Here is a 26,307-nt window from a genome sequence, read left to right on the forward strand (position 1 = left end):
AATCTATAGTGATCCCATGAGTCCCCGGAAGTCCGTGGCCGAGTCGCGCTCGACCCGGCAGCGCATCCTCGACCTCGGCCTGGCGACCGCCTCCGCGGAGGGCTTGGAGGGACTGACCATCGGGCGGCTCGCCGCCGAGCTGGGGATGAGCAAGGCAGGCGTGATCGGGCATTTCGGCACCAAGGAGAGCCTGCAGCTCGCGGTCGTCGAGGCCGCGGCCGAGCTGTTCGTCCGCGAGGTGCCCGAACACGCCCGCGGGGTGCCGCGCGGCCTGCCGTACCTCCGCGCGGCCTGCGAGGCATGGATTTCCTACCTGGAACGCGAACTGCTGCCCGGCGGCTGCTTCTTCACCGCGGCGGCGGCCGAGTTCGACGGCCGGGACGGACCGGTGCGCGACGCCGTCGTCAGGATGAGCGCGTTCTGGCAGCGGGAGCTGCGCGTCAACATCTGGCGTGCGGTGAGCCTGGACGAACTGCCCGCGGACACGGACATCGACCAGCTGCTCTACGAGATCGTCGCGATCATGTTGGCGCTCAACCATTTCCTGCAGCTGCACGGCGACCGCCAGGCCCCGGCCCGCGCGCGCCGTGCGCTGGAACGGCTGTTGTGCCGCCGGGTCAGCGAGTTCCCGGGGCGGAGTACAGCACGCGGCACAACTCCCGGAACTCCTGCGCCCGCCGAGTGAGCCGCACCCCGCGCATGGCGACCAGGACGATCTCCAACGACGGAACCTCATCCGTCAGCGCAAGCGGCACCACACTCGCCCCCGCATAAGTCGTGTCAGCAGGCGGACGCTGGTTGAGCAACGCGAACCCGTGCCCGGAAGCCACCAGCGCCCGCACAGTCTCGTAACCACTGGTCCGATGCCGAACCTGCGGCGCCACCCCTGCGTCGCTGAGGATCGACTGCAGATACTCCCTGCTGTGCGGCAGATCGAGCAGCACCATCGGCTCCTCGGCCAGCTCCCGCAGCGACACCTTGCGGCTCTTCCGCCGAGCAAGCCGGTGGTCCTCGGAAACGAGCGCGTACGGCGCGGCCGTGCCGACCACCTCGCGGTCGATGTCGTCGTCGAGGTCGTACCCGTACAGCATCGCCAGCTCGGTCTCACCCGCCCGCAAGGCACTCTTGAGCGCCTTGTGCTCGCCCTCGCGCAGCGACACGTGGACGCGCGGATGCCGGGCCTCGAACTCGGCCAGCAGGCTCGGCAGGCGGAACGGCGCGAGCGTGGTGAAGCAGCCGACGGTCAGCGTGCCGACCAGATCGGTGCCGGATTGCCGTGCCGTCTCGACCAGCTCCGCGCCGTGCGCCAGGAAATCCAGTACGCGCTTGTAGAACTCCTCGCCGGCGGTGGTCAGGCTGAGCCCGCGGGCGTGGTGGCGCAGCAGGAACTGCACGCCCATTTCTTTCTCCAGCTGCGCGATCGCCGTCGAAACAGCCGACTGCGACACCATCAGCTCCTTCGACGCGGCGGTCATGCTCAAGTGCCGCGCCGCCGCCTCGAAGTAGCGCAGCTGCACGAGGGTGAAGGAGGGCTCGCTCATGCCGACATCCTGCCTCAGTGACAGCAATCCGGATGCCGCGGTTTCGGCGCGGGCGTGTCCAGCGCCGGGTTGGCGTCGAAGAATCCGCTCGGCTTCAGGGTGAATCCGGTGTGGTCGACGGGCATGATCGGCCAGTCCTCGGTGCGCGGGTAATGCGTGAGGCCGAAGGTGTGCCAGACGACGAGGTCGGCGCCGTCGAGGTCGCGGTCGGCCTGGACCCAGGTGTCGATGCCGGTCTTGCCGTCGTTCTGGTTGACGTACTCGCCCGCCGGGAAACGCTCGTCCTCGGCGTACGCGGTGACCCACAGGTGCTTGCGGGTGAAGGCGGCGCGGCGGGCGATCGATGACGCGTCGTCGGCGAGCAGCGGCGGCAGGCCCTCCGGATGGAGCGTGTAGCCGACGGGTTTGCCGAGCGCGTTGCGCGACTCCGGGTTGCTGATCCGCCAGGTGCGGCCGAGGTTGCCGTCGGCGAGCCGGGCGGCGTCGGACTCCTTGGCCAGCCTGGTGATCTTGCGGGTGAAGGCGTTGCCGTACGGGTTGTCCGGGCCGATCGGGACGCGCTGCGCGTCGATCTCGTCGACGGCGTTGGCGGGGCCGTCGACCATCATGTCCAGCCGCGCGGAGAACAGGTGCTGGTGGAACGGCGCGCCGATGCCCGGGGCGATTTCGGCGGCCCACGGATACTCCTGGTCCTCAGCCGGGAAGGCCGACGTGAAGACGATGCCGGTGGCCTTGCACTCGAGTTCGATGGTGCCGTCGAGGTAGAGGTACCAGTAGAAGCCGTAGTCGTAATTCCCGACCGTGACGAAGAACGAGATGACCAGCCGCCGCTGCCGACGGGTCGAGACACTCCCGTTGTAGTGGTCAGTGTGCTTCCACAGCACGCCAGCGTCTTCCTCGTGCATGCAGATCGCGTTCGTGACGGTGTGCGGCTGGCCGTCGTCGTCGTGCAGGACCGCGTCGAAGTAGCGGATCTCGCCGAGGCAATCACAACCCAGGGTGAGCGAGTTGGCTTCCTTGCCCAGCGAATACTCGCCCGCGTCGAAGTAGTTCTGCCAGAACCGGACCGGGCTCGGATCGCCGTAAGGAACGACCATCTCGGCCACCGAAGCACGGTAGACCACCGGACGGAGCCGGTCGCCGTCCTGGAAGCCGATTTGGTGCAGGGTAAGGCCTTCGACCGCGTTGAAGCCGACCCGGAACTGCCACTTCTCCCACGTGACGACATCGCCGTCCACGGTGAAGCTCGGGCCCTCGGGCTGGGTGATCACGATGGGTTTCTGGGTGTCTCGCGTCGGGCCGTCGAGGTGGTAGTCGTAGGCGGTGCGCGGGATTTCGGCCGGACCGTCGTCGATGAGGTCGTGCACGCGGCCGGCGATCAGGTCGACGTAGGCCACGACGCCGTCGATCGGGTGCGCCCAGAGGTTGTCGTCCTTGTTCAGCTGCAGGAACGCCAGGCAGCGCACGAGCCGGAGCCCGGTTTCGCCGGGGATGTCGAAGCACCCGGCGCTCAGCGCGGAGATCCGGACCGAACGCGGTTCGTCGATGCCGCGGCGGCGCATGGCCGCATTCCACGCCTCGTCCTCCCAGAGGATCTTCTCGACCAGGTCGAACTCCTCGTGCAGGATCGGCGGCTGCCCCTCGGCCACGACGTCCACCGCCCGGTCGGCCACGACCTCGCCGCTGGTCAGCGACACGACCACCTCGCGCACGGCACCGGTCTGCCGGTCCAGCAGCAGCGAACGGACGCGCCGGTCCACCGGGTCGCCCGGCCGCCAGGCGAGCACCGCCGCTTTCGCCGGTTCGAGCAGCGAGACGAGCGCGAACCGGGTGCTCTCGGTCGCGATCCCGGCGCCGACCAGCAGCGCGCGGTTGCGGGCGACCTCGTCTTCGGTCAGGCGCGAGAGGGGGTGGGCCATGCGCGTCTCCTCATTCTTTGCGGTCTATCGCAAAGAATGCGTCGTGGCAGTCTGCCTGGCAAGGCCCTTACGGGGGTGTGTTCCCCGGAACCCGTGCTGGGTTTTTCGATGCACGTCATCAATAATCCTGGACGTGGCACGACCCAAGGACCAGGAGCGGCGGCGCGACGAGTTGGTGGCGGCGGCCGGGCGCGCGATCCGGACCCGCGGGCTGGCCGGCCTCCGCGTGCGCGACGTCGCCGAGGAGGCCGGGCTGTCGGCGGGCTCGGTCAGCTACTACTACCCGGACCTCGACGACCTGCTGTTCGAGCTGCACCGCGACGCGGTCGACCGGTTCTACTGGGCGCGAGCGCGCGCGGCGGAGGCGGAGGACGACCCGGCCCGGCGGCTCGTGCGGCTGGTCGACGCGGGGCTCCCGGCCGGGGAGGGGGATCCGCTGAGCCGGGTGCTGTACGAAATGCACGTCCACGCGGCGCGCAATCCGGCGCACGCGGTGCTGATGACGGCGCTCTGGGACCGCGAGGTGTCGCTGTACTCGGCGGCACTGGCGCACGGGCGGGACACAGGCGCGTTTCAGTTGCGGTCGCCAGCGGCGGACATCGCGGCGAACGCGGTGGCACTGGAGGACGCGTACGGTCTGCACCTCGCCGGGCGCAACACCAGCTTGTCCGCGGCCAGGGTGCGGGCGCTGGTGCTGGGATATCTGGCCGCGGAAACCGGGCGGGACCTCGGTCAGTAGGCCGTCCAGACCGTCTTGAGGCCGGTGTACTTGTCGAACGAGTGCAGGGAGAGGTCGCGGCCGAAGCCGGACTGCTTGAAGCCGCCGAACGGGGTCGCGGTGCTGAGCGCGTCCACTGTGTTCACCGAGACGGTCCCGGCGTGGATTCCGTCGGAGACGCGGTGTGCGCGGGCGAGGTCGCGAGTCCAGACTGACGCGGCGAGGCCGTACGGGGTGTCGTTCGCCAGCCGGATCGCGTCCGCTTCGGACTCGAAGGGCTGCGTTGTGAGGACCGGTCCGAACAGCTCCTCGGTGACGAGCGAGTCGTCGGCGGCCAGGTCGGTGACGATGGTCGGGTCCAGGAACGCACCTCGACGGGTGCCGCCCGTGACGACGGTTCCGCTGCTGGCTTCGACCGAGGCCAGCACTCGGACAGCTGCCGCCTCGTCGATCATCGGGCCCAGTTTCGTGGCCGGGTCCAGCGGATCCCCGGGCACCCACGCGGCGGCCTTTTCGCGCAGCCGGGAGAGGAATTCGTCGGCGACCGGCGCTTGGACGAGCAGCCGGGTGGTGGCCGAGCAGACCTGGCCGGAGTTCGCGCAGAAACCGAAGGCGACCAGGTCTGCCGCGGCGTCGAGGTCCGCGTCTGCGAACACGACGACCGGGCTCTTGCCGCCGCATTCGAGCCAGACCTGCTTGAGATTCGACTCCCCGGCGTAGCGCAGGAACAGCCCGCCGACCGGCGTCGATCCGGTGAAGGCGAGCACGTCGACGTCCGGATGCCGCCCGAGCGCCTGGCCCGCGGTCTCGCCGAAGCCCGGCACGACGTTGAGCACCCCGTCCGGAATTCCGGCCTCCGCAGCCAATTCCGCCAACCGCAGCGCGGACAGCGGGGATTGCTCGGCGGGCTTGAGGACCACGCTGTTGCCCGCGGCCAGCGCCGGGGCGAGCTTCCACCCGGCGATGTCGAGCGGGAAATTCCACGGCACGACCGCACCCACCACTCCGAGCGGCACCCGCCGGATCGCGGCGAAGTTGCCCGGAGGGGTGGGTGCGACCTCGTCGTAGCGCTTGTCGAGAGCTTCGGCGTACCAGGCGAAACACTCGGTGGTCGCGGGCACGTCCTGGCCGAACGTGTCGGAGATCGGACGGCCTGCGTCGAGGGTGTCGCAGAGCGCCAGTTCCGGTCCGTGCGCACCGATGAGGTCGGCCAGTTTCAGCAGGCGCCTCTTGCGTTCGGTCGCGGCGAGCCGGGACCAGCGGCCGTCCTCGAACGCTCGGCGCGCGGCCGTGACCGCGGCGTCGATCTCGTCTCGGCCGCCTTCGGCCACGTGCGCGACTGGGTGCCCGGTGGCCGGGTTGACGTCGGCGAAAGTCTTGCCGGACTTGGCATTGAGCCAATCACCGTCCACAAAGGCCGCCGTACGGGGCTGCAGCTGCGCGGCCTCGCGCACCCAGTCGCCGTGGTTCATGCTCGGAACCGCCTCTCGTCGCTTCCGTTCACTATCGCCAGCCGCAGTGGTCCGCGAAAGCAGAGCTTTTCGCTGCGCTGCATCTGGCGGATCGATGCAGGGTCACTGCGCCAGGTTCCACAGGGAGGCCCACTGTTCGGCGGTCAGATCGCGGGGGAGCGCTTGCGGGGACAGCCTTTGCCGGGCAAGCCAAGTCCGTGCCGCGCGGACGCTGAGGCGGCCGGTACGAGGCAGGATCCCGCCCAATCCGCGGCCGCGTCCGGTGAAGACTTCGCGGACGAACTCCTGGTAATCCGCCTGCTCGGCGACCAGCGGGTGCGGGCGGCGGGTGATCACGAGGATTCCGCCGTCCACGGCCGGGCGCGGCCGGAACGCGTGCGCCGGGACCCGCGCGGGCACGGCGAACTCGAACCACGGCCACCAGGCGGCGGTCATCTGGGACGCGCCGCCGATTCCGGCGCGGCGGCGGGCGACTTCCCATTGCACCAGCAGCACCGCGAGTTCCCAGTGCCGCTGCCGGAACAGCCGGCGCAGGGTCGCGGTGGTCAGGTGGAAGGGAAGATTGCCGACGACGGTGTGCGGGACCTCGGGCAGCCGGTGCCGGAGCAGGTCGCCGTGGACGACCTCGACGTTCTCCCCGGTCCGCAGCGCCAGGCGGCGGGCGCGGCGGGGATCGAGTTCGACCGCGGTCAGCGGGCGGCCGGTGCGGCTGAGCGGGACGGTCAATGCGCCGTCGCCCGCGGCGAGTTCCACGAGGGGACCGTTCGTGCGGGCGGCGGCGGTGCAGACAGCGGCGATGACGGCGGGGTCGGCCAGGAAGTTCTGGCCGAGCTCGTGCCGTCCGCCGAAGGGCTGGGCAGACATGGGGTGCGGACTCCGCGCATGAGGAAGCGACCCGGGTGCCAGGAAAGGCGGCCCGGACGGACAACGGGAGAGCGCGACGGAGCGGTGTGCTTCCGGCGCTCAGGCGTTGCGCAGGCGTGTCAATGCGTACGCGGCGAAAGCGGCACCCATGGGCGGGAGCCTAGCCGACTGGTGCGTCCGGACGCATCCGGGTTTTCCGGCAGCACTCCAAAAAATACGCCGCAGCCTTTCCTGATCCGGCGGCCGGGAAATTCTTCTCCCATTCCGCCGGACCGGGTCCAGAACGGTCCTCTTGCGACGGAAGTACCCGGTGAATCGGGGTCGCAAACTGACACGAAACGGGGTCGCTCGGCTGAGGGGTACGAAGCTTGCGCGGCTCTGTGACCAGCCGGAGAGTGGGGACCCGAGAACGAAATCCGATTCGGGGAAATGGAGTGGATCCATGGTACGCGCAATGCAGCCGAAAGATCTCGTCGACAGCACCGTGATGGACAATTCGGGCAGCAAAATCGGCAAGGTCGGCACGGTCTATCTCGCCGACGACACGCGGCGGCCGGAGTGGGTGACGGTGAAAACCGGGCTGTTCGGCCAGAAGGAGAGCTTCGTGCCGCTGTCGGGTGCTGGCCTGGAGAACGACGGCTTGCACGTGCAGGTGGCGAAGGACCAGGTGTCCGACGCGCCGCGCATCGACGCCGAAGGCCACCTGTCCGAAAAGGAAAGCGTCGAGCTGTACAAGTACTACGGCTTGCCGGCTCCGCGGGCCGGGAACGGCGAAAACGTCAGTGGCGGCCGGAACACCGGGCGCGACATGGCGGCGGGCGGCATGGCTGGCGGTATGGCCGCTGGCGGTGCGGCGGGCGGTGCCGCTGGCCGAGGGCGCGACGCGGCGGGAGGCGGCGCCGCAGGCAAGGAACACGCGACCGGTCACGACACCGCCGCGGCCAAGGGCGGCCGCCACGAGACGACCGACCCCGGCGACGTGGTGCGCTCGGAGGAGCGGCTGAGGGTCGGCACCGAGGAGGTCGAAACCGGCCACGTCCGGCTGCGCAAATACGTGGTGACCGAAGAAGAGCAGGTGACGGTGCCGGTCACGCACGAGGAAGTGCGCGTCGAGCGGGAGCCGATCACCGACGCCAAGGCCGCGGGCAAGACCGAAATCGGCGAGGCGGAGCAGGACGTCGTCCTGCACGCCGAGAAGCCCGTGGTGCAGAAGGAAACCGTCCCGGTTGAGCGGGTGCGTCTCGGCACCGAGCAGGTGACTGAGGAACAGACCGTGCAGGGGAAGGTCCGCAAGGAGCGGATCGACATCGACGACGACAGCGGGCGGGGCAAGAAGTCCTGACGCGAGGTCCGTGAAGGGAACCCCGAGGGAATCAGAGTCCCTCAGGGTTCCCCTCACGGACTTCTCGGCTACCGCCGCGAGCGGCTGGCTTTCATGAACTCGCGGTTGAGGTTCGCGATGCTCGTCAGCGGAATCCCCTTGGGACACGAGGCGACGCATTCGCCGGTGTTCGTGCAGCCGCCGAAGTCCGCCGCGTCCATGGTCTCCACCATGTCCAGCACCCGCTGGGCGCGTTCCGGCTGGCCCTGCGGCAGCGAGTTCAGGTGCGCCACCTTCGCCGAGGTGAACAGCATCGCCGACCCGTTCGGGCAGGCCGCCACGCACGCGCCGCAGCCGATGCAGGTCGCGTTGTCGAACGCGAGGTCCGCGTCCGGCTTGGGCACCGGCGTCGCGTGCGCTTCGGGCGCGCTGCCGGTCGGGGCGGTGACGTAGCCGCCCGCCTCGATGATCCGGTCGAACGCCGAGCGGTCCACCACCAGGTCCTTGATCACCGGGAAACCCTTGGCGCGCCACGGTTCCACGTCCAGCACGTCGCCGTCGCGGAAGGACCGCAGGTGCAGCTGGCAGGTCGTGGTGCGTTCCGGGCCGTGCGCGCGGCCGTTGATCACCACGCCGCACGAGCCGCAGATGCCCTCGCGGCAGTCGTGGTCGAAGGCGATCGGCTGGGCGCCGTCCTCGATGAGGTGCTGGTTGAGGACGTCGAGCAGTTCCAGGAAGGACATGTCCGGGCTGGCGTCGCCGACGGGGTATTCGACCAGCCTGCCGTCGTCGTCCGGACCGGACTGGCGCCAGACCCGCAGGGTGAGTTTCACGTGTAGCTCCGCTGGGTGGGGTGGACGTGCTCGAAGTTCAGGATCTCCTGGTGCAGCACCGGCTTCTCGCCGTACTCCCAGGCCGAGACGTACGAGAACCGCTCGTCGTCGCGCTGGGCCTCGCCGTCTTCGGTCTGGTGTTCCTCGCGGAAATGGCCGCCGCACGACTCCTCGCGCACCAGGGCGTCGAGCAGCAGCAGTTCGGCGAGCTCGAGGAAGTCCGCGACGCGACCGGCCTTCTCCAGTTCCTGGTTCAGCTCCGCCCCGGTGCCGGGGACGCGGACGTCGCGCCAGAATTCCGCCCGCAATTCCGGAATCCGGTCGAGTGCTTTCCGCAGGCCCTCGGCGGAGCGGGACATCCCGCAGTGGTCCCACATGAGGTGGCCCAGCTCGCGGTGGAACGAGTCCACGCTGCGGGTGCCGCGCACCGACAGCAGCCGTTCGAGCCGGTCGCGGACGGCGGTTTCCGCTTGCGCGACCTCCGGATCCGCCGGGTCGAGCGCGGGGAAGCTGCCGCGGGCGATGTAGTCGTTGAGGGTGGCCGGGAGCACGAAATAGCCGTCGGCGAGGCCTTGCATCAGCGCGGACGCGCCGAGCCGGTTCGCGCCGTGGTCGGAGAAGTTCGCCTCGCCGATCACGAACAGGCCGGGCACGGTGCTCTGCAGGTCGTAGTCGACCCACAGGCCGCCCATCGTGTAGTGGATCGCCGGGTAGATCCGCATCGGGACCTGGTACGGGTTCTCCGCGGTGATCCGCTCGTACATGTCGAAAAGGTTGCCGTACTTGGCTTCCACCGCCGGACGGCCCAACCGCTCGATCGCGTCCGCGAAGTCGAGGTACACGCCGAGCCCGCCGGGACCGACGCCGAACCCGGCGTCGCAGACGTTCTTCGCCGCCCGCGAAGCGATGTCGCGCGGGACCAGGTTGCCGAAGCTCGGGTACATCCGCTCGAGGTAGTAATCCCGCTCGTCCTCCGGGATGTCTTGCGGCGGACGGGGGTCGCGCGGCCGCTTCGGGACCCAGATCCGGCCGTCGTTGCGCAGCGATTCGCTCATCAGCGTCAGCTTCGACTGGTGTTCGCCGGACCGGGGGATGCAGGTCGGGTGGATCTGCGTGAAGCACGGGTTCGCGAAGTACGCGCCGCGTTTGTGCGCCCGCCAGATCGCGGTGGTGTTGGAGCCCTTCGCGTTGGTGGACAAGTAAAAGACGTTGCCGTAGCCGCCGGTCGCGAGCACGACGGCGTCCGCGAGATGCGTGGTCACCTCGCCGGTCACCAGGTCCCGCGCGACGATCCCGCGCGCCTTGCCGTCGGACACGATCAGGTCCAGCATCTCCGTCCGCGGGTGCATTTCCACGCCGCCCGCGTCGATCTGCCGCGCCAGCGCCTGGTACGCGCCGAGCAGCAGTTGCTGTCCGGTCTGGCCGCGCGCGTAGAACGTGCGCTGCACCTGGACGCCGCCGAACGAGCGGGTGTCGAGCAGCCCGCCGTACTCCCGGGCGAACGGCACGCCTTGCGCCACCGCCTGGTCGATGATCTGCGCGGACACCTGCGCCAGCCGGTACACATTGGACTCCCGGGACCGGAAGTCGCCGCCTTTCACTGTGTCGTAGAAGAGCCGGTAGACCGAATCGCCGTCGTTGCGGTAGTTCTTCGCGGCGTTGATGCCGCCCTGCGCGGCGACCGAGTGCGCGCGCCGCGGCGAGTCCTGGAAGCAGAACTGGACCACGTGGTAGCCCTGTTCGGCGAGTGTCGCCCCGGCGGACGCACCCGCGAGACCGGTGCCGACCACGATGATCCGGTGCCGCCGCCGGTTGGCCGGGTTGACCAGCTTCGCGCCGAAGCGGCGGCTGTCCCAGCGGGCCTCGATCGGGCCGTCCGGCGCCCGGGTGTCGGCGATCGGCTCGCCGAGCGTGTAGTCGCTCATGTCAGGCCACCCATCCCGCCATCACGGCGATCGGCACGATCAGGAAGCCGCCGGTGATCACGACGGCGAGCACGGAGCCCACGGTTTTCAGCGCCCGGTCGCGGGTTGTGCTGGTGATGCCGAGGGTCTGCGCCGCGCTCCAGAAGCCGTGGTTGATGTGCAGGCCGAGCATCAGCAGCGCGACGATGTAGATCAGGTTGACCCACCAGACCTGGAAGTCCGCGACGATGTTGTGGTACGGCTGGCCGTCGCGGAAGTCCTGGTTGGCCACGCCGACGGTGAGGTCCAGGATGTGCCACACGATGTAGAGCGCGAGCGTCGCGCCGCCCCAGCGCATGGTGTGCGTCGCGAAACTGGCCTTGCGCCGCTGGCCGTGCGCGTACTTCACCGGGCGCGCTTGACGGTCCCGTTTGGACAGTTGCACCGCCGCGACCACGTGCAGCACCAGCGCGATCAGGAGCACGGTCCGCTGGATCGAGAGGTACCAGGCGTTCTGCAGCACCGGTTCGCCGATGGTGCGCAGCCAGGCCGCGTAGTCGTCGAAATGCCGCGGTCCCAGGAAGACCTTCAGGTTCCCGGCCATGTGCACGAACAGGAACGCGACGAACATCAGCCCGGTGACGGCCATGACGGCCTTCTTGCCGATGGTCGAACGCCAGAACGTCACGAGCGCCGGGCGACGGCGGGGCGGAGCGGGTGCGAGTGCCACGGAACCGACGGTAAGTCGGCTCTGACGAGAGGGCAAACACATGATTTCTCTCGACACGAAAGGCAACGCCTATGCTGGCTTGCATGCAGTTCCAGCAGCTGGCGTATTTCCTGGCAGTGGCCGAGACGCGGCATTTCACCCGCGCCGCCGAACGCATGCGTGTGGCGCAGCCCTCACTGTCGCAGCAGATTCGCGCGCTGGAACGGGATGTCGGCGCGGGGCTGTTCCACCGGATCCGCGGGAACGTCACGCTCACCGAGGCGGGGGAGACGCTGCTGCCGATCGCGCGCCGGATCCTCGCCGAAACGGAGACCGCGTACCGGGCGATCCGCGAACTGGACGAACTGGGCCGCGGGCGGGTGCGGCTCGGCGCGACCCCGAGCCTGTGCACCGGCCTGCTGCCGGTGATGCTGGCCGCGTTCCGCCAGGACTACCCGGGCATCGAGCTGGTGCTGCACGAAAGCGGGTCGCGCGACCTGCAGACCGCGCTGTCGGAAGGCGGCTTGGACCTGGCGATGATCGTGGACAGCCGCGTCCACGACGATTCCCGGCTGGAGAGCCGCGCGCTGTTCGTCGAAGACCTCGTGGTGATCTCGCCGAAGGAGGCGCCCGCCCCGGTGCGCGGCCGGATGCCGATCGCCGCGCTGCGGGACCGGCCGCTGGTGATGTTCCGGCAGGGCTACGACCTGCGCGAGGCGACCGTGGCCGCGTGTCGCGCCGAGGGGTTCGACCCGCTCTTCGCGATCGAAGGCGGCGAGATGGACGCGGTGCTGGAGCTGGTCCAGGCCGGGCTCGGCTTGGCGGTGGTGCCGAGCACCGTGGTCGGGGAGCGGTTCCGCCGCACGCGGTTCACCGAACCCGGGCTGAGCCGCGTGGTGCGGCTGGCGTACCGGCGGGACGTCGAGCAGCCGCGCGCCGTGCGGGCGCTGCAGGAGGCGGTGGTGCGGTACCTGGGCGGCGGCGTCGCGCAATTGCCGCCCGGCACGCGTCCCCTCGTCGGCGGGTGATCAGCCCAGCACCAGGTCGATCAACCGTTGCGCCTGCGGTGCGCTCACCGAACGCCCGAACCGCCTTGAGTCGCGGGACCTGGCCGTGTCGGTAGCTTTCTGGCTACATCCCGACCGACTGCCGCTCCGGTTCGATCAGGCCGACCACGCGCACCTGCTCCCGCGTGTACGGCTGCCCGATGTACTTCTTGGCCACCGCGTCGACGATCTCCCACGCCGGGTCGCCCTCGATCCATTCGGTCACCCGGCCGCGGATGGTGACCGGCTCGAACGGATTGTCCGGCGGCGTAAGGGAAATCGCCACGCGGGGGTCGCGGCGGAGGTTGCGGGCCTTGCGGCTGTCCGGGCCGGTGAGGAAGACGATCCGGTCGCCGTGCGTGCCGATCCACACCGGGACGACGTGCGGCGATCCGTCCGGGAGGACTGTGGCGAGGTGGGCGATCGGGGTGCCGTCGAGGATGCGGCGGACATCGGGGTTGAGCATGGGGGTTTCCTTTCAGCGGAGGATTTCGTAGTGAAGATGGGTGACGCCGGGCGCCGGGACGGCCTCGACCAGCCTGAGCTGGACGTGCTCGGGCAGCTCGCCGAAGAAGCTCCGCCCGCCGCCGAGCAGGATCGGCACCTGGTGGAGGACGACTTCGTCGACCAGCCCGGCCTTGATCGCCTCGGTGACCAGAACCCCGCCCATGAGCGCGACGTCCTTGTCACCCGCCGCTGCCCGCGCCCCGGCGACGGCCTCTTCGACGCTGGTCGCCTGAGTCTGCGCCGCGCTCAGCTCCGGCACCGGCTGGTGGCTGACCACGAACAACGGAGCCGTCGGATGCGGACCACTACCGCCGAAGTGGCTTGAATGGTCGTAAGTCGCGTGCCCGACCACCGACGCCCCGACCCTCGCGGCGAGTTTGTCGAAAACCCGCGCGCTGGGCTCAGACAGGGTAAATCCGTCGAGGACTTTGCTGGGCGTGTCGCCGGTGAAGTACCAGTCGAACAGCGCTCCCGCGTCGCCGAGCCCGCTCCCGACCTCGTCGGCCCCCTCCGGGAGGCGGCCGCTGATGTAGCCGTCGACCGAGACGGAGAGGGCGCTGAACACTGTGGTCATGACGATCCTTAATAGTCGCTTACAGGGCTTGGGGAAAGTCGAAAACCCGATGCGGGTCGTAGCTTTTCTTGAGCGCCGCGAGCCTGGGGAAGTTGCCCGCGTGATACGCCTGGGCTGGATCCTCGAGCGCGAGATCGGGAAAATTCGGATACACCCGGCCGGACCCCTCCTCGTGCGCCTGGTGCCACGCCTCGTCCACCCACGGATCGCCCGGGTCGCCGACCTGCTCCAGCAAAAACCGCTCACCCCGATGAGCAAACGCGGTCGCCGCCTCCGCGACCCGGTTGTACGCCCCGCCCATCGCCGTGAACGCCAGCCGCCGATTGCCGGTGAGCCCCTTCAGAAGCTCGCCCACAGTGCACTCCGACATCGCTCTAGCGAAGAACTCCGACCGACCCCGGCTCGTCGCGGCCGGTCCGATCGCGCTGAATGTCGGCTTCACCATGCTGTAGGGAACATCCAGTCGGATGTCTATTGCATACAGAACACCGGCCCGCGCGGTGAACTCCCTGAGCAACTCCCGGGTCTGCGCTGGCGGCAGGGTGGAGACGCCGAAAAGCCTCGCGTGTCCGGCTTGGACATGGAGATTCACCGTCATCCCGTCAGGCGCGTCGGGTGCCCAGTCCTGCCACGCCTCGATCAGCTTGCTCGACTCCGTCCAGCGCCCCTCGATCAGCTTGCCCGGCTCGCTCCAGCGCCCGTCGATCCGGCAGACCGACGGCTCCGGCACAGTCGCGAACCGCAACTCCGTGACGATGCCGAACTGCCCGCCGCCCGCACCTCGCAACGCCCAGAACAGGTCAGAGTCCCGGTGCTCGTCGCACTCCACGACGCTCCGGTCCGCGAGCACCACCTGCGCGCCGACGAGCCGATCGCAAGTCAGCCCGTACTGGCGGCCGAGGAGCCCGATCCCGCCGCCGAGCGTCAGCCCCGCGATGCCGACGGTGTCGCCGCACCCAGCCGGAATCGTCCGGCCGCACCCGTGCAACGCCGCGTACACCGCCCCCAGCCGGGCACCAGCGCCGATCGTCGCCACGTCATTCTCGTCGACCGCGATCCGGTCCATCCCGGACAGATCCACCACGATCCCGTCGACTGGGCACCGGTCCACGAAACAATGCCCACCACCACGCGGCACCATGCGCTGGCCGGTCTCGGCCGCGTAGGCCATGACCTGAACGACGTTCGAGACCGAATGACAACGAACGACCAGCCGAGATTTCGGGCTGGCCTCGTAACCCGGCGAACCGGGGGAGAGGATGTCAAGCGCGGTCAGGTCGATCACGGAGCCGACGCTACGGAGTTCGAGGCCGCCGTTCTTGAACAAAACGCGCACGGGAGGCGCTCAGGGCCGGACGGCTCCGAGCGGCCGTCGTGCCCGCCAAGCGCGCCGGGGTGGGCCAGAGCGAGGAAGCCCTGAAGCTGCATCGTCCGCCGGAGTCTCCTCGGGACTCGTTCCCGCCGGGCGGAGGCACCGCGTCGCGCGCGTGGGGGATGGCGGGTTGATCGTGCCCGCGCACTCCGGGGTGCGCCAGCGCGTGAACCCTCGGGCGTCGCTTCGTCCGGAGTCCCCTCGGGACTCATTCCGGCCGCGCGGAGACACGCCCGCATCGGGGTGGCGGGTTGATGGTGCCGCTCCCCGAGTGGGCCAGTGCGTGACCCCCGGGAAGTCGCCTCGGCTGCCGGGGTCCCTTCGGGATTCATTCCCGCCTGGAGACACCGCCCGCTCCGGAGAGCGCAGCTGGACGGAGGGGAATGGCAGGTTGATCGTGTCTGCGCGGCCCCGGACGGGCCCGGGCGCGAAACTTGGGAACCGCATGGTCCGTTGGAGTCCCCTCGGCACTCATCCCCACCGCGCGGAAACCCCGCCATGCACCGGAGAACGCCTCCGGGTCGCCAAAAACGGCGCGTACGAAGCGGAATGATCATGCCCGCAAGCGCACCGGTCAAGATCGCCCCCGAGCAGCTGCCTCGGTGTCACCCCGGTCAGCCGAAGACATTCGCGGCTGAGATGAGCCTGGTCGGCATAGCCGGCGTCGACCGCGAGGCTCGCCATCCCGTCCGCGCCCCGCCGCCCGGACGCGGTCGCACCGGCCTGGGCCAGCGCGAGAAATCCTTGGAACCGCAACGTCCGCTGGAGCACCTTCGGGCTCATCCCGACCGCCTGCAGACACCGTCGGCGCAGCTGGCTCGCAGAGAGCGCGAGGTGCGCGGCAACCGCGTCGACGCCGACCGGGTCCCACGGCATGAGCACCTGCACCGCTTCCGCGACCAGCGGGTCTAGCCCGCCAGTCCGGCAGAACTCCCGCACGAGGTGCGCCTGCAGCGCGGCCAGCCCGAGCTCCGGCGTCGCGGCGGCGGCCACCGCCTCCACGAGCCGGTCCGCGGTCCGGCCCCACAGGTCGGCCAGTCCGAGGTGCTGGTCGGCCAGCTCGTCGAGCCCGGCAGGCAGGGGAGGCGCGGCCCCGGGCCGGAACCGCACCCCGACGACGGTCGTGTGCGCCGGAATGACCTCGATCCGCGGCCCGGTCAACGGCCCGAGCAACTGCGGACGCCCACCGACCGGGAAGTGGATCTCGACACCGCCGGTCGGCAGATGCCGCTGCACGTACGGCGCGTCCCCGGTGCGCTGGATCCACACCGTGCGCACGACTCCCGCCAGTCCCGGCACCGGCGGACGCTCCACATACGCGTTCATCCCCGTACCGAAGCGTCCCGCCGGAGGCGCGTCAAGCACCGGCGGGGATTGTCGACCCCTTCTCTCGCCCGGAAATGCTTTTCCCCGCGAGAACGCAGTTCGGGAATGTGTCGCCGCAGTGGTCGTTCGCCCGCGGGCACCGGGTCACAAGTCCCTGGACCGGAAGACCTTCTCCCGTAGTCGTCAGACGTCCGGCCCGGGATTCTCGCTGTCTAAAGCTGGGAAACAGCGTGCTACCGAAGGAGGCGCCCGGTCATGCCGACGTTGCTCATCATTCTGCTTGTCCTGGGCGCGGGTCTTTTCGTGGGAGGGCTGCTGGACAGAGCCAGCCAGACCCACGCGCGCTTCAACAGCTACCGGCAGCGCACCGCCACCGGCCTGGTCACCTGGGTGCGCAGCGCGGTCGCGGCTGTCTTCGGCGTTGCCGGGTTGCTGCTTTTCCTTTATGTGGTGGTGACTTTCTCCTCCGCACGGTAACCAACTGCCCGGCGCTCTCGCCCTGACGCTCGAGGGCGTGGGGCCCGGGTTTTCCCTGCCGACCGGCGAATCCGGCACCGGGACGCGACGGCCTCAGCAGCGGGCCAGCCACAGTCCCGCTGCTGCGCCGGGAAAGTCCGCGCCCGGGACGCAACTGCCCGGGCATCGTCACGGCCCCGCGACCGTCCCGGCATCGGCACCAGGCCCTGCATCGACACCGGACCGGTGCCGGGCACCTGCATCAGCACCGGGGCCCTGCATCGGCATCGGTGCCAGGCACCCGCACCGGTATCGGCACCGGCATCGACACTTGCAGCGGCACGACACTGTCACCGGTCGCGGCACTGTCACCAGCTGCGACACCGACACCGGCACCGGCACCGGCACCGGCATCGGCATCGGCGCGGGCATCGGTGCCGGGCACCTGCATCGACACCGGCGCCATCGCTGGTATCGGCCCCGGCACTGGTATCGGCATACGCCCCGTCGCTGGCATCTGCTCCAGCATCTGCCCCGACGCTGACCCCGGCACGGGCGTCGACACCAACCCTGTCACGGGCGTCGTCATCTGTTCCGGAATAGACCCCGCCACGCGACCGCCCCCGAACCCGGACCGCGGAGAATCCTGTCCACTGTGAACCACAGGCACCATTCAGCCGACCGGCACACCAGCGACTAAATACTGCATACAAAATTCTGCCGAACGAAGACCGTAGACCCGCCAGACCCGCCTCAGATGTACCCGCAGGCATCCATCGCCGCGACCACCTTCCGGAACCCCGCGATATTCGCCCCGCTCACGTAGTCCCCGGCGACCCCGTGCTCGTCGGCGGTTTCGACGCAAGTCCGGTGGATGTCGGTCATGATCTCGCGCAGCGTCCGGTCGGTGCGCTCGAACGTCCACCGCTCGCGCGCCGCGTTCTGCTGCATCTCCAGCGCCGACACCGCGACCCCGCCCGCATTAGCGGCCTTGCCGGGTCCGACCGCGACCCCGGCCTCGCGGAACACCTGCAGCGAACCAGGCGTGCACGGCATGTTCGCGCCCTCGGCGACCGCGCGGACGTTGTTCTTCACCAGCCGCAACGCGGACTGCTCGTCCAGCTCGTTCTGCGTCGCGCACGGAAGCGCGAGGTCGCACGGCACATCCCACGGCGTGCCGTCGGTGACGTACTTCGCCGACGGTACAAGATCGACGTACTCCGAAAGCCGCCCGCGCCGCGCGACCTTCAAGTCGTGCAGCACTTCCAGGTCGATCCCGCGAGGATCGTGGATGTAGCCGCCGGAATCCGAGCACACGATCGGCCGCGCGCCGAGTTCCTGGAGTTTCGCGATCGCGTGGTAGGCGACGTTGCCCGAACCGGACACCACCGCGGTGCGGCCGGAGAACGAGTCGTCGCGCGCGCCGAGCATCGCTTCGAGGAAGTACACAGTCCCGTATCCGGTGGCCTCCGGACGCGCCGGGATGCCGCCCAGCAAGGGGTTCTTGCCGGTGATCGTGCCCGCGTCATAGCGGTTGGTGAGCCGCTTGTACTGGCCGAACAGGTAGCCGATCTCGCGCCCGCCGACGCCGATGTCGCCCGCCGGGACGTCGGTGTCCGGGCCGATGTGCCGGACCAGTTCGGTCATGAACGCCTGGCAGAACCGCATGATCTCGCCGTCGCTGCGGCCGGCCGGGTCGAAGTCGGACCCGCCCTTGCCCGCGCCGATGCCGAGGCCGGTGAGCGCGTTCTTGAAGATCTGCTCGAAGGCGAGGAACTTGACCGTCCCGAGCGTGACGTCGCCGCGGAAGCGCAGCCCGCCCTTGTACGGCCCGAGCGCCGAGCTGAACCCGACCCGGAAACCGCGGTTGACGTGCACCGCGCCCGCGTCGTCGGTCCAGACCACCCGGAACATCACCTGCCGCTCCGGTTCGCACAGGCGCTCCAGCATCGCCGCGTCGCGCAGGTCCGGGTCCCGCTGCAGCGCGGGCCGGATCGCTTCGAGCACTTCGAACACGGCCTGGTGGAACTCCGGCTCGGCCGGGTTCTTCCGGACGATGTCCTCGTACACTTCGCGCGATGTCCTCTCGAGTGCCATCTGCCGATGATGCCGTCCGAGTGCCGGATTTCGCACCCCCGACGGGGTTTGCGAGGTTAGGGGGTGACCAGGCTCACGCGTCGAGCACTACGTCGGCAGTGGGTACCGCCTGGCAGGCAAGGCACTGGTCAGCGGGCAGATCGTCGGCGATCGCGACCAGGTGCGCGACCGTTCCGTCGAGCACCGGCACCGCGCAGCTTTCGCACTGCCCGAGCCGGCATCCGCTGGGCAGCGCGACCCCGGAAGCCTCGGCGAACCGCAGCAGGTCCCCGTCGCCCGCCCGCCAGGTGACCTCGCGGCCGGACCGCGCGAACCGCACGGTGGCCGTGGCGCCGTCCGGGATCTGGACCGGTGCGGCCGCGGCGTGGAACTTCTCGGTGAAGATGTCGAAGCGCGGCACGCCCCGCCCCACCAGGTCCGCGGTGAGTTCGTCCAGCATGCTTTCGGGACCGCACAAGTAGAACCGGGCGCGCCGCCGGATCAGGCCGGCGTCGATCCGGTCAGCGGTCACCCGGCCGGTGAAATCGCAGTGCTCCTCCGGACCAGGACGACTGTAGTGGTCCACGATCTGGACGGTGGGCAGGCGGCCCGCCAGCCCGGCGATGCGCTCGCGGAACGCGTGCCGAGACCGGTCGCGGCTCCCGTGGTGCAGCACGATCTCCGGTGCCGACGCCGGGTCGAGGGTCTCCAGATAGCTCAGGAACGGCGTGATCCCGATCCCGGCGGCCAGCAGCACGATCGGTCGCGAATGGACAGTCGGCAGCGCGAACCCGCCGGACGGAGCCGTGACCAGCAAGCGAGTCCCCGGCTGAACCCGGTCGTGCACGGCTGGCGAGAACTGCCCGCCCGACACCCGCCGCACCGCGATCGCGTACCCGTCGTCCGGCACTTGAGCGGACCCGGTAAGCGAATAGCTGCGGGCCAGCCCAGGTGCGTCCGGCCAGGCGACCGTGATGTGCTGCCCGGCGCGGAACTCCGGCACCGCGCGGCCGTCGACCGGCTTGAGGTGCACCGACCGGATGTCCTCGGTCTCGAACTCCGCGCGCTCGACCACGAACTCCCGCTGCCCGGTCCACGGCTCCGCCTCGTCGGGCTGGATGTCGCAGAATGTCGAGCGCAACGGGACCGATCCGCTCACCGGGTCATGGGCGTCGTCGCCGACCAGCAGGTTGTAGTTGGTCCCGCCGTCCTCGAGCGGATCCGAACCGGGCAGCGCGAGGTCGGGCGCCGGCTGCCACCAGCCGTACTCCGCCACGACCACGTCGCGATGCAGCGCGGGGTCGATCCGCGCCCGCATCCGGACGTCCGCGGCGGCGGTCGTGATCCGGACCCATTGCCCGTCCTCGATTCCGCGCTCGGCGGCGAGTTCCGCGCTCAGGTCGACGGCCGGTTCGGGAGAACGCTTGCGCAGCGACGAAATCCCGCGATGCTGGCTGTGGCAGAAGTACCCGTTCTTCGCGCACGTCAGCACCAGCGGGCGCCGGGGATCCGGCGCGGACGGATCCGCATTCGGGACGGCGGGCTGGCCATGCTCGGCGAGTTGCTCGGAATACAGCTCGACTCTCCGAGTCGGCGTCGAAAACCCAGTCACCGCGCCATTTTCCGCGCACTGGGCGTATTTGCGGTACTCAGTCCGCAACGGCAGATCGACGCCGCCGGGCCGCTCGCGCAACTCCGCAGCGGTGAGGCCGAGCGGTGCCAGCTGATGGTCCCAGCCGTCCTCGATGCGGCCGTCGAAAAACTCCGCGCCCAGCCCGAGTCGCTCGGCCAGCTCGAACACGACCTCAGTGTCCGAACGCGACTCGCCGATCGGATCCGTCATCCGCGGCCGAAGCTGCACGTGTTCCTGCGCCGCCCGCGTGATTTCGAAACCCGCCTTGACCGCCTCGTGCTCCCACGGCGTCTGGACCGGCAGCAGAAGGTCGGCGAACCGCGCGGTCGGGTTCTCGAACAAGTCGAGATGAACCGCGAACTCCAAGCGCCGCAACGCTTCCGCAGTCCGCCGGGGGTCCGGTTGCGACAGCAGAAGATTCCCGCCGAACGACACCAATGCCCGGACCGGATAGGGCTCCCCATCGAGCACCGCCCGGCAAAAGTCGCGCGCAGTCACCCAGCCCTGTGCTGGCGGTCCGAGCGGAAACTCCTGAATGCCAAGTGCTTTCGCGCGCTGCTCAGGCGCGAGCTGATCCGGCGACGTGACGGGCGCGACCGGCAGTTTCGGCAGAACGACGTTGCCGCCAGGGGAGTCGTAACTGCCGGTGAGCGCGTAGAGGGTGGCGATCGCGCGCTCGGTCTGCGTCGCGTTCGCGTGCTGGCCGACGCCCGACCAAGCCGCGTACGTCACGGACTTCGCCTCGGCGAGATCTGCCGCGAACGCTTCGATCGCCGCGCCCTCGACGGTCGTCACCGCCTCGGTCCGGTCGAGCGGCCACGCGGCACAGGCCTGCGCGTAATGCTCGAACGCGGGAACACAGTCGACCGAACCGGCCACCGTGCGCACGCGGCGCTTTCCGTACAGCGCAAACCTTTCCGGCCCGCCTGCTGGATAATCCGGGTCGTACGGCTCAGCTTGACCAGCCGCTTCGTCCCATACCGCAAAACCGGCCGCCGCGGGATCAATCTCCGCTGCCCGCAAAAACCGGCCAGTGTCGACGCGGACCAGCAATGGAGCGTTCGTCCACGACCGCACGAACGCTTCGTCATGCCCGCGACGCTCGAGCAACGTCCGCGCGACCCCGAGCGCGAGCGCACCGTCGGTACCTGGCCGGACCCGGAGCCAATGCTCGGCCTGCACCGCGCTGGCAGTCCGCCGCGGATCGACAACCGCCAGCTTCGGCGTCCGCGCTCCCGCCAGCGCGGCGGACTGCGCAAGCCACGCCTTGGCCGGATTATGCCCCCACAGCACCGCGAACTCCGTACCCGCGTAATCAGGGGCGGGCAATCCCGAACCGAAGGTGAACGCGTGCGCGAAATCCTTGTGCCAGTTGCAAATCTCGGTCGAGTACAGCGTGTTGGGGCTGCCGAAGAGCCGGATGAACCGCTCGACCCAGTCGATCGAGTCGGACATCGGCGTGCCGCTGGGGGAGGTGACCGAAAACGCGACCGCCTCCGCCCCGCTGGCCGCGCGGATGTCGCCGAGCCGCCCGGCGATCTCGGAAAGCGCCTCGTCCCAGCTGATCTCGCGCCACTTCGGATCCGGATCGGACTTCGGCGTCGTGCGGCGCAACGGCCGACGCAGCCGTTCGGGGGAGTGCACCAGTTCAGGCGCGGCCCGGCCCTTCGGACACAGCGCGGCCCCGGTCGGATGCGCGGAATCCGGCCGGACGCCGCGCAGCGAGCCGTTCTCGATCGTGTAGATCGCGCCGCAACGCGACCGGCACAACGTGCAGTAACCTCGGACCTCGGGCATAAGTTACTCCTTAGTAACCGGCTACCGGTTACTCCTGTACGATGCGGGACAGGAGCGGGTGAAGTCAAGCCCGCGAGAGCGGAGGAGCGCCCCGTTGACGCAGCTGCAGCGCACGAACCTGCGCGAACAAGTGCTCGAAGTGGTGCGGCAAGCGATGGTGTCCGGCGAACTGCGCCCCGGCGACATCTATTCGGCCGCTGCCCTCGCGACGCGCCTGGGCGTGTCGAGCAGCCCGGTGCGCGAGGCACTGCTGACCCTGGTCAACCAGGGCCTCCTGGAACCGGTCCGCAATCGCGGCTACCGGGTCGTCGCGATGACCGAACGCGACCTGGACGAAATCTACGAGATGCGGCTGCTGCTCGAGGTCCCCGCGACGCTGTCCGCCGCCGCAGCCGCAGGCCCTGACGACCTCGCCCGGTTGGACGGCCTGGCCGCCGAGATCGAGGCTGCGGCTGGGGACGGCGATGTCGCGCGCTTCCTGGAGGCCGACCGCCGGTTCCATCTGGACTTGCTGTCCCTGGCGGGAAACGGACGCCTGACGGACGCCATCGCGAACCTGCGCGACCAGACACGCTTGTACGGCTTGGAAAAACTCGCCGAGCACGGTCGGTTGACCGATTCGGCCCGGGAACACCGCGAGATACTGGCGACGGTGGCGGCGCGGGATTGGGGCCGGTTGGAGGGGCAGGTGCGGGCGCATCTGAAGCACATTCGGGCGGATTGGGCTTCTGGCTGAGCCGGGTTTGCCGGACGTCGTTGGGTCGCCAAGGCGGCCGGATACGGGTGTCGTCGGGTTGCAGGGGCGTTGTATTGGGACGGATCGCTTAACGCCGGGCCTGGGCTTGACGATGCGAAGCCGGGATTGCCGGGCGCGGCCTCGTGTCTGCAAGTGAAGCAGCGTGGACTTGATGAGGTCGGGCGTTGCGAAGCCGCCATCTCTGGACGCGGGTTGCCAGCGTGGGGTGCCGCGATGTTCGAGGTCTGCTGTGAGTGAACCGTCGTCTGGTCAGGCGCAGCAACATCGCTGCCCTCTCCGGCGGCTGATAGCCAGCGTGTGTCGCGATGGTGTTCCGCCCCGCTGCGTCTGGTCAGGTTCCACAACACCGTCACCACTGCCTGATGCGGCTCGCCGTGATACTCGAGGTCGGGCTGTTGCAGATGCCCCACTGGGCGCTCAGGTCAGATGCCGCAAGACCGCAGCTACTGCCGGTCGGGGGTCACTGGCGTGCGTGGCCGTGATGTTCCACGTCGGACCGCCGCGGGTGAAGCGGCGGCCGGTCAGGTCGGGGAATTGCGCGGCGACCGACACCGGCAGCACGCACCCGCCGAGATCGTGTCGCACAAGGTCGGCCGCGGAGGGTGCGTCGGTGACTTCGTGCACGACGGTCCGGCGCACTCGTGCTGACTGGAACGTCCGGTCGGTCGCCTCCCGGATCGCCCAGCCCGGCGCGAAATCCACCACCGCGGTGCCGGCTGCCTCGGCGGCCGAAACTGGCCGATCCGCCGAGCCGGCCCCGGCGGCGGTGACCAGCACCATCTCCTCTCGCCGGACTGGACGGCTCACCAGTCCGTCGCCCGGGGCACAGCCGGCGACCGCGACCACTATGTCCACAGTGGATGTCACGACCGCCTCGCGCAGCTGGTGCGGCGGCGCGGTCCGCACCAGCACGCGCACCCCGGGATGGTCCCGGCGCAACGCGCTCAGCGCCCGATGCGGTTCCGGCCAGGCCCCGGGCATGACGCCGATCCGAACCTCCCCGGTGACCTGCCAGCGCGCCCGGTCGACGGTCGCCCGAGCCTGGCTCGCCGCCTCCAGCGCGACGCGCGCAGCGGGGAGAAAAGCTTTGCCCGCAGGCGTAAGCGCGACCCGATGAGTGGTGCGCTCGAACAACTCGGCGCCGAGATCCCGTTCGAGCGCACGGACCACTGTGGACACAGTCGACTGCACCGTATGCAGCCGCCGCGCGGCAGCCGTGAACCCGCCTTCCTCGGCCACTGCCACGACGGTTTCCAGCTGCCGCAGGTCCATCGGTCCTCCTGGCTCCGAGCCACTCCGGTCGTAGTACTACGCCTGTGCTGCCGCAGAGAAGCGTCAGGTGGTTTCGGCGAGAACCTCGCGAACCAGCCGTGCTGTCTCGCTCGGCGTGCGCCCGACCCGGATCCCGGCCGCTTCGAGAGCCGACTTCTTCGCCGCGGCGGTCCCGGACGATCCCGACACGATCGCTCCCGCGTGCCCCATGGTCTTGCCCTCCGGAGCGGTGAACCCGGCGACGTATCCGATGACCGGCTTCCGCACGTGCTCGCGCACGTAAGCCGCCGCGCGCTCCTCCGCGTCGCCGCCGATTTCGCCGATCAGCACGATCACGTCGGTGTCCGGGTCCTTTTCGAACGCCTCGACCGCGTCGATGTGCGTGGTGCCGATGACCGGGTCGCCGCCGATGCCGATGCAGCTGGAAAACCCGATGCCGCGGAGCTCGTGCATGAGCTGATAGGTGAGCGTCCCGGATTTCGACACCAGCCCGATCCGTCCGGGACCGGTGATGTCGGCGGGAATGATCCCGGCGTTCGACCGCCCGGGGGAGATGAGTCCGGGGCAGTTCGGTCCGATGATCCGGGTGCGGCTGTCGCGCGCGTGCGCCCAGAACGCGGCGGAATCGTGCACCGGCACGCCCTCGGTGATCACCACCGCGAGACCGATGCCGGCGTCGATCGCTTCGAGCACCGCGTCCTTCACGAAGGGTGGCGGCACGAACAGGACCACTACGTCCGCACCGGTCTCCTTCATCGCCTCGGCGACGCCGCCGAACACCGGCAGTTCGTGGCCGTCAAGGGAAACGGTCTGCCCGGCCTTGCGCGGATTCACCCCGCCCACGACGGTCGTGCCCGCGGCCAGCATCCGGCGGGTGTGCTTGGCGCCCTCCGAGCCGGTGATGCCGGAAACGATGACCCGGCTGGTGTCGTCCAGGAAAATCGCCATCGGTCAGCTCTCCGTCCCGGTCGCGAGCCCGGCCGCTTCGCGTGCGGCGTCGTCCATCGTCGCGACCACCGTGACCAGTGGATGCGCTGCCTCGGCGAGGATCCGCCTGCCCTCCGCGACGTTGTTCCCGTCGAGCCGGACGACCAACGGTTTCGCCGCGCGATCGCCCAGCAGCGCCAGCGCTTTCACGATGCCGTCCGCCACCGCGTCGCACGCCGTGATGCCGCCGAAGACGTTCACGAACACACTGCGCACCGCCGGGTCCCCGAGAATCACCCCCAGCCCGGCCGACATCACTTCCGCCGACGCCCCGCCGCCGATGTCGAGGAAATTCGCCGGTCCGGCCGCCCCCGCGTCCCGCGCCGCGGCAGCCACTACATCCAGAGTGGACATCACGAGCCCGGCGCCGTTGCCGATCACGCCGATGTCGCCGTCAAGCTTCACGTAGTTGAGTCCCTGCTCGGCGGCCTGCTGTTCAAGCGGATCCCCGATTTCCGGGTCGGCGAACGCTTGGTGCCCGGGATGCCGGAACGCGGCGTTGTCGTCAAGCGTGACCTTCCCGTCGAGCGCGACGATCTCCCCGCTGCGCGTCCGGGCAAGCGGATTCACCTCTACGAGCGTCGCGTCCTCCGACGTGAACACATCCCACAGCCGAACCAGGACGCTCGCCGCTTCGACCGGAAGCCGCGCCGCCGCGGCGATCCGGCGGGCTTTCACCAGATCGACCCCGACGCGGATGTCGATCGGCACTTTGACCAGCGCTTCCGGCCGGGTCTCGGCGACTTCCTCGATATCCATTCCGCCAGCCGCCGATGCCATCGCGAGAAAGGTTCGGTCGGCGCGGTCGAGGAGGTAGGAAACGTAGTACTCGTCGCCAATGTCGCTCGCCTCGGTCACGAGAACGCGGTGCACGCGGTGGCCTTTGATGTCCATGCCGAGGATCTCGCCGGCGATCCGCTCGGCGTCATCCGGCCGGTTCGCGAGTTTCACGCCGCCTGCCTTGCCTCGGCCGCCAGTCTTGACTTGGGCTTTGACGACAACCGGCCCGCCGATGTCGACGGCCGCCGCCCGTGCTTCTTCGGGCGTGGCGGCCACACGGCCGCGGGGAACCGGCACGCCGTGCGCGGCGAAGAGGTCGCGCGCTTGGTGTTCCAAGAGATCCATCGGGATTCCTTCCTTGCGGAGGCGGGGGAGTCGGGTTGGGTGAGTGGCGGGTTCGCTCGCCGGTCGCGGCCGCTTCTCGATCGGCCGGTTCGGCGGAG

At 69.6% G+C, this 26,307-nt stretch carries 22 protein-coding genes and 1 pseudogene; 6 read left to right on the forward strand and 17 right to left on the reverse strand.

Features of this window, described 5'->3' with window-relative positions:
* Nucleotides 1-16: 16 nt before the first annotated feature.
* Nucleotides 17-685 (forward strand): TetR/AcrR family transcriptional regulator, encoded by a 669-nt coding sequence (locus ACFORO_RS24280; protein WP_377875330.1) that lies wholly within the window; start codon nucleotides 17-19, stop codon nucleotides 683-685.
* On the opposite strand, the gene ACFORO_RS24285 is transcribed toward ACFORO_RS24280, so the two are convergent.
* Nucleotides 618-1,541 carry a LysR substrate-binding domain-containing protein gene (locus ACFORO_RS24285; protein WP_377875332.1) on the reverse strand — a complete coding sequence of 308 codons (924 nt, stop codon included), beginning with the start codon at nucleotides 1,539-1,541 and terminating at the stop codon, nucleotides 618-620. The two genes, ACFORO_RS24280 and ACFORO_RS24285, sit on opposite strands and share 68 nt — an antisense overlap.
* 14 nt (nucleotides 1,542-1,555) lie before the next feature.
* Nucleotides 1,556-3,466: pseudogene (locus ACFORO_RS24290) on the reverse strand (primary-amine oxidase); the annotation flags it as partial.
* A gap of 127 nt (nucleotides 3,467-3,593) precedes the next feature.
* On the opposite strand from ACFORO_RS24290, the gene ACFORO_RS24295 reads away from it, so the two are divergent.
* Nucleotides 3,594-4,199, forward strand: a complete 606-nt coding sequence (locus ACFORO_RS24295) for a TetR/AcrR family transcriptional regulator (protein WP_377875334.1) — start codon at nucleotides 3,594-3,596, stop codon at nucleotides 4,197-4,199.
* Here ACFORO_RS24295 and ACFORO_RS24300 read toward each other — a convergent pair.
* Both ACFORO_RS24300 and erm read right to left on the reverse strand, forming a co-directional pair.
* Nucleotides 4,193-5,650, reverse strand: coding sequence for an aldehyde dehydrogenase (locus ACFORO_RS24300; RefSeq protein WP_377875336.1), 1,458 nt, complete (start codon nucleotides 5,648-5,650; stop codon nucleotides 4,193-4,195). The genes ACFORO_RS24295 and ACFORO_RS24300 overlap by 7 nt on opposite strands.
* A 102-nt stretch (nucleotides 5,651-5,752) precedes the next feature.
* A complete protein-coding gene (gene erm / locus ACFORO_RS24305) occupies nucleotides 5,753-6,514 on the reverse strand; it encodes a 23S ribosomal RNA methyltransferase Erm (RefSeq protein WP_377875338.1) in 762 nt (253 codons plus the stop codon).
* Between the two features lie 442 nt (nucleotides 6,515-6,956).
* Here erm and ACFORO_RS24310 point away from each other — a divergent pair, with 442 nt between their 5' ends.
* A complete protein-coding gene (locus ACFORO_RS24310; RefSeq protein WP_377875340.1) occupies nucleotides 6,957-7,856 on the forward strand; it encodes a DUF2382 domain-containing protein in 900 nt (299 codons plus the stop codon).
* 68 nt (nucleotides 7,857-7,924) lie between these two features.
* Here the strand turns inward: ACFORO_RS24310 and ACFORO_RS24315 are convergent, their stop codons facing one another.
* The 3 genes from ACFORO_RS24315 to ACFORO_RS24325 are packed head-to-tail and all read right to left on the reverse strand — an operon-like array spanning nucleotide 7,925 to nucleotide 11,302.
* A complete protein-coding gene (locus ACFORO_RS24315) occupies nucleotides 7,925-8,668 on the reverse strand; it encodes a succinate dehydrogenase/fumarate reductase iron-sulfur subunit (protein WP_377875342.1) in 744 nt (247 codons plus the stop codon).
* Nucleotides 8,665-10,593 (reverse strand): fumarate reductase/succinate dehydrogenase flavoprotein subunit, encoded by a 1,929-nt coding sequence (locus tag ACFORO_RS24320; protein WP_377875344.1) that lies wholly within the window; start codon nucleotides 10,591-10,593, stop codon nucleotides 8,665-8,667. Before ACFORO_RS24320 ends, ACFORO_RS24315 begins: the two co-directional genes overlap by 4 nt.
* Nucleotide 10,594: 1 nt before the next feature.
* Nucleotides 10,595-11,302: a succinate dehydrogenase cytochrome b subunit gene (locus ACFORO_RS24325; RefSeq protein WP_377875346.1), complete on the reverse strand. Its 708-nt coding sequence runs from the start codon at nucleotides 11,300-11,302 to the stop codon at nucleotides 10,595-10,597.
* A gap of 83 nt (nucleotides 11,303-11,385) precedes the next feature.
* Here ACFORO_RS24325 and ACFORO_RS24330 point away from each other — a divergent pair, with 83 nt between their 5' ends.
* The gene (locus tag ACFORO_RS24330) at nucleotides 11,386-12,309 is read left to right on the forward strand and encodes a LysR family transcriptional regulator (protein WP_377875348.1); all 924 of its coding nucleotides are present in this window, start codon (nucleotides 11,386-11,388) and stop codon (nucleotides 12,307-12,309) included.
* A gap of 103 nt (nucleotides 12,310-12,412) precedes the next feature.
* On the opposite strand, the gene ACFORO_RS24335 is transcribed toward ACFORO_RS24330, so the two are convergent.
* From ACFORO_RS24335 to ACFORO_RS24350, 4 genes are all read right to left on the reverse strand, one after another.
* The gene (locus ACFORO_RS24335) at nucleotides 12,413-12,793 is read right to left on the reverse strand and encodes a PPOX class F420-dependent oxidoreductase (RefSeq protein WP_354734790.1); all 381 of its coding nucleotides are present in this window, start codon (nucleotides 12,791-12,793) and stop codon (nucleotides 12,413-12,415) included.
* Nucleotides 12,794-12,805: 12 nt separating this feature from the next.
* On the reverse strand, nucleotides 12,806-13,408 hold the full coding sequence (locus ACFORO_RS24340; protein WP_377875351.1) for a dihydrofolate reductase family protein: 603 nt from the start codon (nucleotides 13,406-13,408) through the stop codon (nucleotides 12,806-12,808).
* Between the two features lie 19 nt (nucleotides 13,409-13,427).
* Nucleotides 13,428-14,693 (reverse strand): FAD-binding oxidoreductase, encoded by a 1,266-nt coding sequence (locus ACFORO_RS24345; RefSeq protein ID WP_377875353.1) that lies wholly within the window; start codon nucleotides 14,691-14,693, stop codon nucleotides 13,428-13,430.
* A gap of 558 nt (nucleotides 14,694-15,251) precedes the next feature.
* Nucleotides 15,252-16,106, reverse strand: a complete 855-nt coding sequence (locus tag ACFORO_RS24350; RefSeq protein ID WP_377875355.1) for a helix-turn-helix domain-containing protein — start codon at nucleotides 16,104-16,106, stop codon at nucleotides 15,252-15,254.
* Between the two features lie 255 nt (nucleotides 16,107-16,361).
* On the opposite strand from ACFORO_RS24350, the gene ACFORO_RS24355 reads away from it, so the two are divergent.
* Nucleotides 16,362-16,583, forward strand: a complete 222-nt coding sequence (locus tag ACFORO_RS24355) for a hypothetical protein (RefSeq protein ID WP_377875357.1) — start codon at nucleotides 16,362-16,364, stop codon at nucleotides 16,581-16,583.
* A 241-nt stretch (nucleotides 16,584-16,824) separates the two neighbouring features.
* Here ACFORO_RS24355 and ACFORO_RS24360 read toward each other — a convergent pair whose 3' ends face one another.
* The 3 genes from ACFORO_RS24360 to ACFORO_RS24370 all read right to left on the reverse strand — a co-directional run bounded on the left by ACFORO_RS24360 (nucleotide 16,825) and on the right by ACFORO_RS24370 (nucleotide 22,068).
* Entirely contained in the window at nucleotides 16,825-17,091 is a 267-nt protein-coding gene (locus ACFORO_RS24360; protein WP_377875359.1) for a hypothetical protein, read from the reverse strand.
* A gap of 224 nt (nucleotides 17,092-17,315) precedes the next feature.
* Nucleotides 17,316-18,659 (reverse strand): NADP-specific glutamate dehydrogenase, encoded by a 1,344-nt coding sequence (gene gdhA, locus ACFORO_RS24365; protein WP_377875361.1) that lies wholly within the window; start codon nucleotides 18,657-18,659, stop codon nucleotides 17,316-17,318.
* A gap of 73 nt (nucleotides 18,660-18,732) precedes the next feature.
* On the reverse strand, nucleotides 18,733-22,068 hold the full coding sequence (locus ACFORO_RS24370; RefSeq protein ID WP_377875363.1) for a molybdopterin-dependent oxidoreductase: 3,336 nt from the start codon (nucleotides 22,066-22,068) through the stop codon (nucleotides 18,733-18,735).
* A 94-nt stretch (nucleotides 22,069-22,162) separates the two neighbouring features.
* Here ACFORO_RS24370 and ACFORO_RS24375 point away from each other — a divergent pair, with 94 nt between their 5' ends.
* Complete coding sequence (locus ACFORO_RS24375) at nucleotides 22,163-22,804, forward strand: GntR family transcriptional regulator (protein WP_377875365.1); 642 nt, start codon at nucleotides 22,163-22,165, stop codon at nucleotides 22,802-22,804.
* Between the two features lie 438 nt (nucleotides 22,805-23,242).
* On the opposite strand, the gene ACFORO_RS24380 is transcribed toward ACFORO_RS24375, so the two are convergent.
* The 3 genes from ACFORO_RS24380 to sucC form a co-directional block, all read right to left on the reverse strand.
* Nucleotides 23,243-24,097, reverse strand: coding sequence for a LysR family transcriptional regulator (locus ACFORO_RS24380; RefSeq protein WP_377875367.1), 855 nt, complete (start codon nucleotides 24,095-24,097; stop codon nucleotides 23,243-23,245).
* A gap of 63 nt (nucleotides 24,098-24,160) precedes the next feature.
* Complete coding sequence (sucD, locus tag ACFORO_RS24385; RefSeq protein ID WP_377875370.1) at nucleotides 24,161-25,045, reverse strand: succinate--CoA ligase subunit alpha; 885 nt, start codon at nucleotides 25,043-25,045, stop codon at nucleotides 24,161-24,163.
* A 3-nt stretch (nucleotides 25,046-25,048) separates the two neighbouring features.
* Nucleotides 25,049-26,209: an ADP-forming succinate--CoA ligase subunit beta gene (sucC, locus tag ACFORO_RS24390; RefSeq protein WP_377875372.1), complete on the reverse strand. Its 1,161-nt coding sequence runs from the start codon at nucleotides 26,207-26,209 to the stop codon at nucleotides 25,049-25,051.
* Between the last annotated feature and the right edge of the window lie 98 nt (nucleotides 26,210-26,307).

This window comes from Amycolatopsis halotolerans, assembly GCF_042647905.1.
Taxonomy (GTDB): domain Bacteria; phylum Actinomycetota; class Actinomycetes; order Mycobacteriales; family Pseudonocardiaceae; genus Amycolatopsis; species Amycolatopsis halotolerans.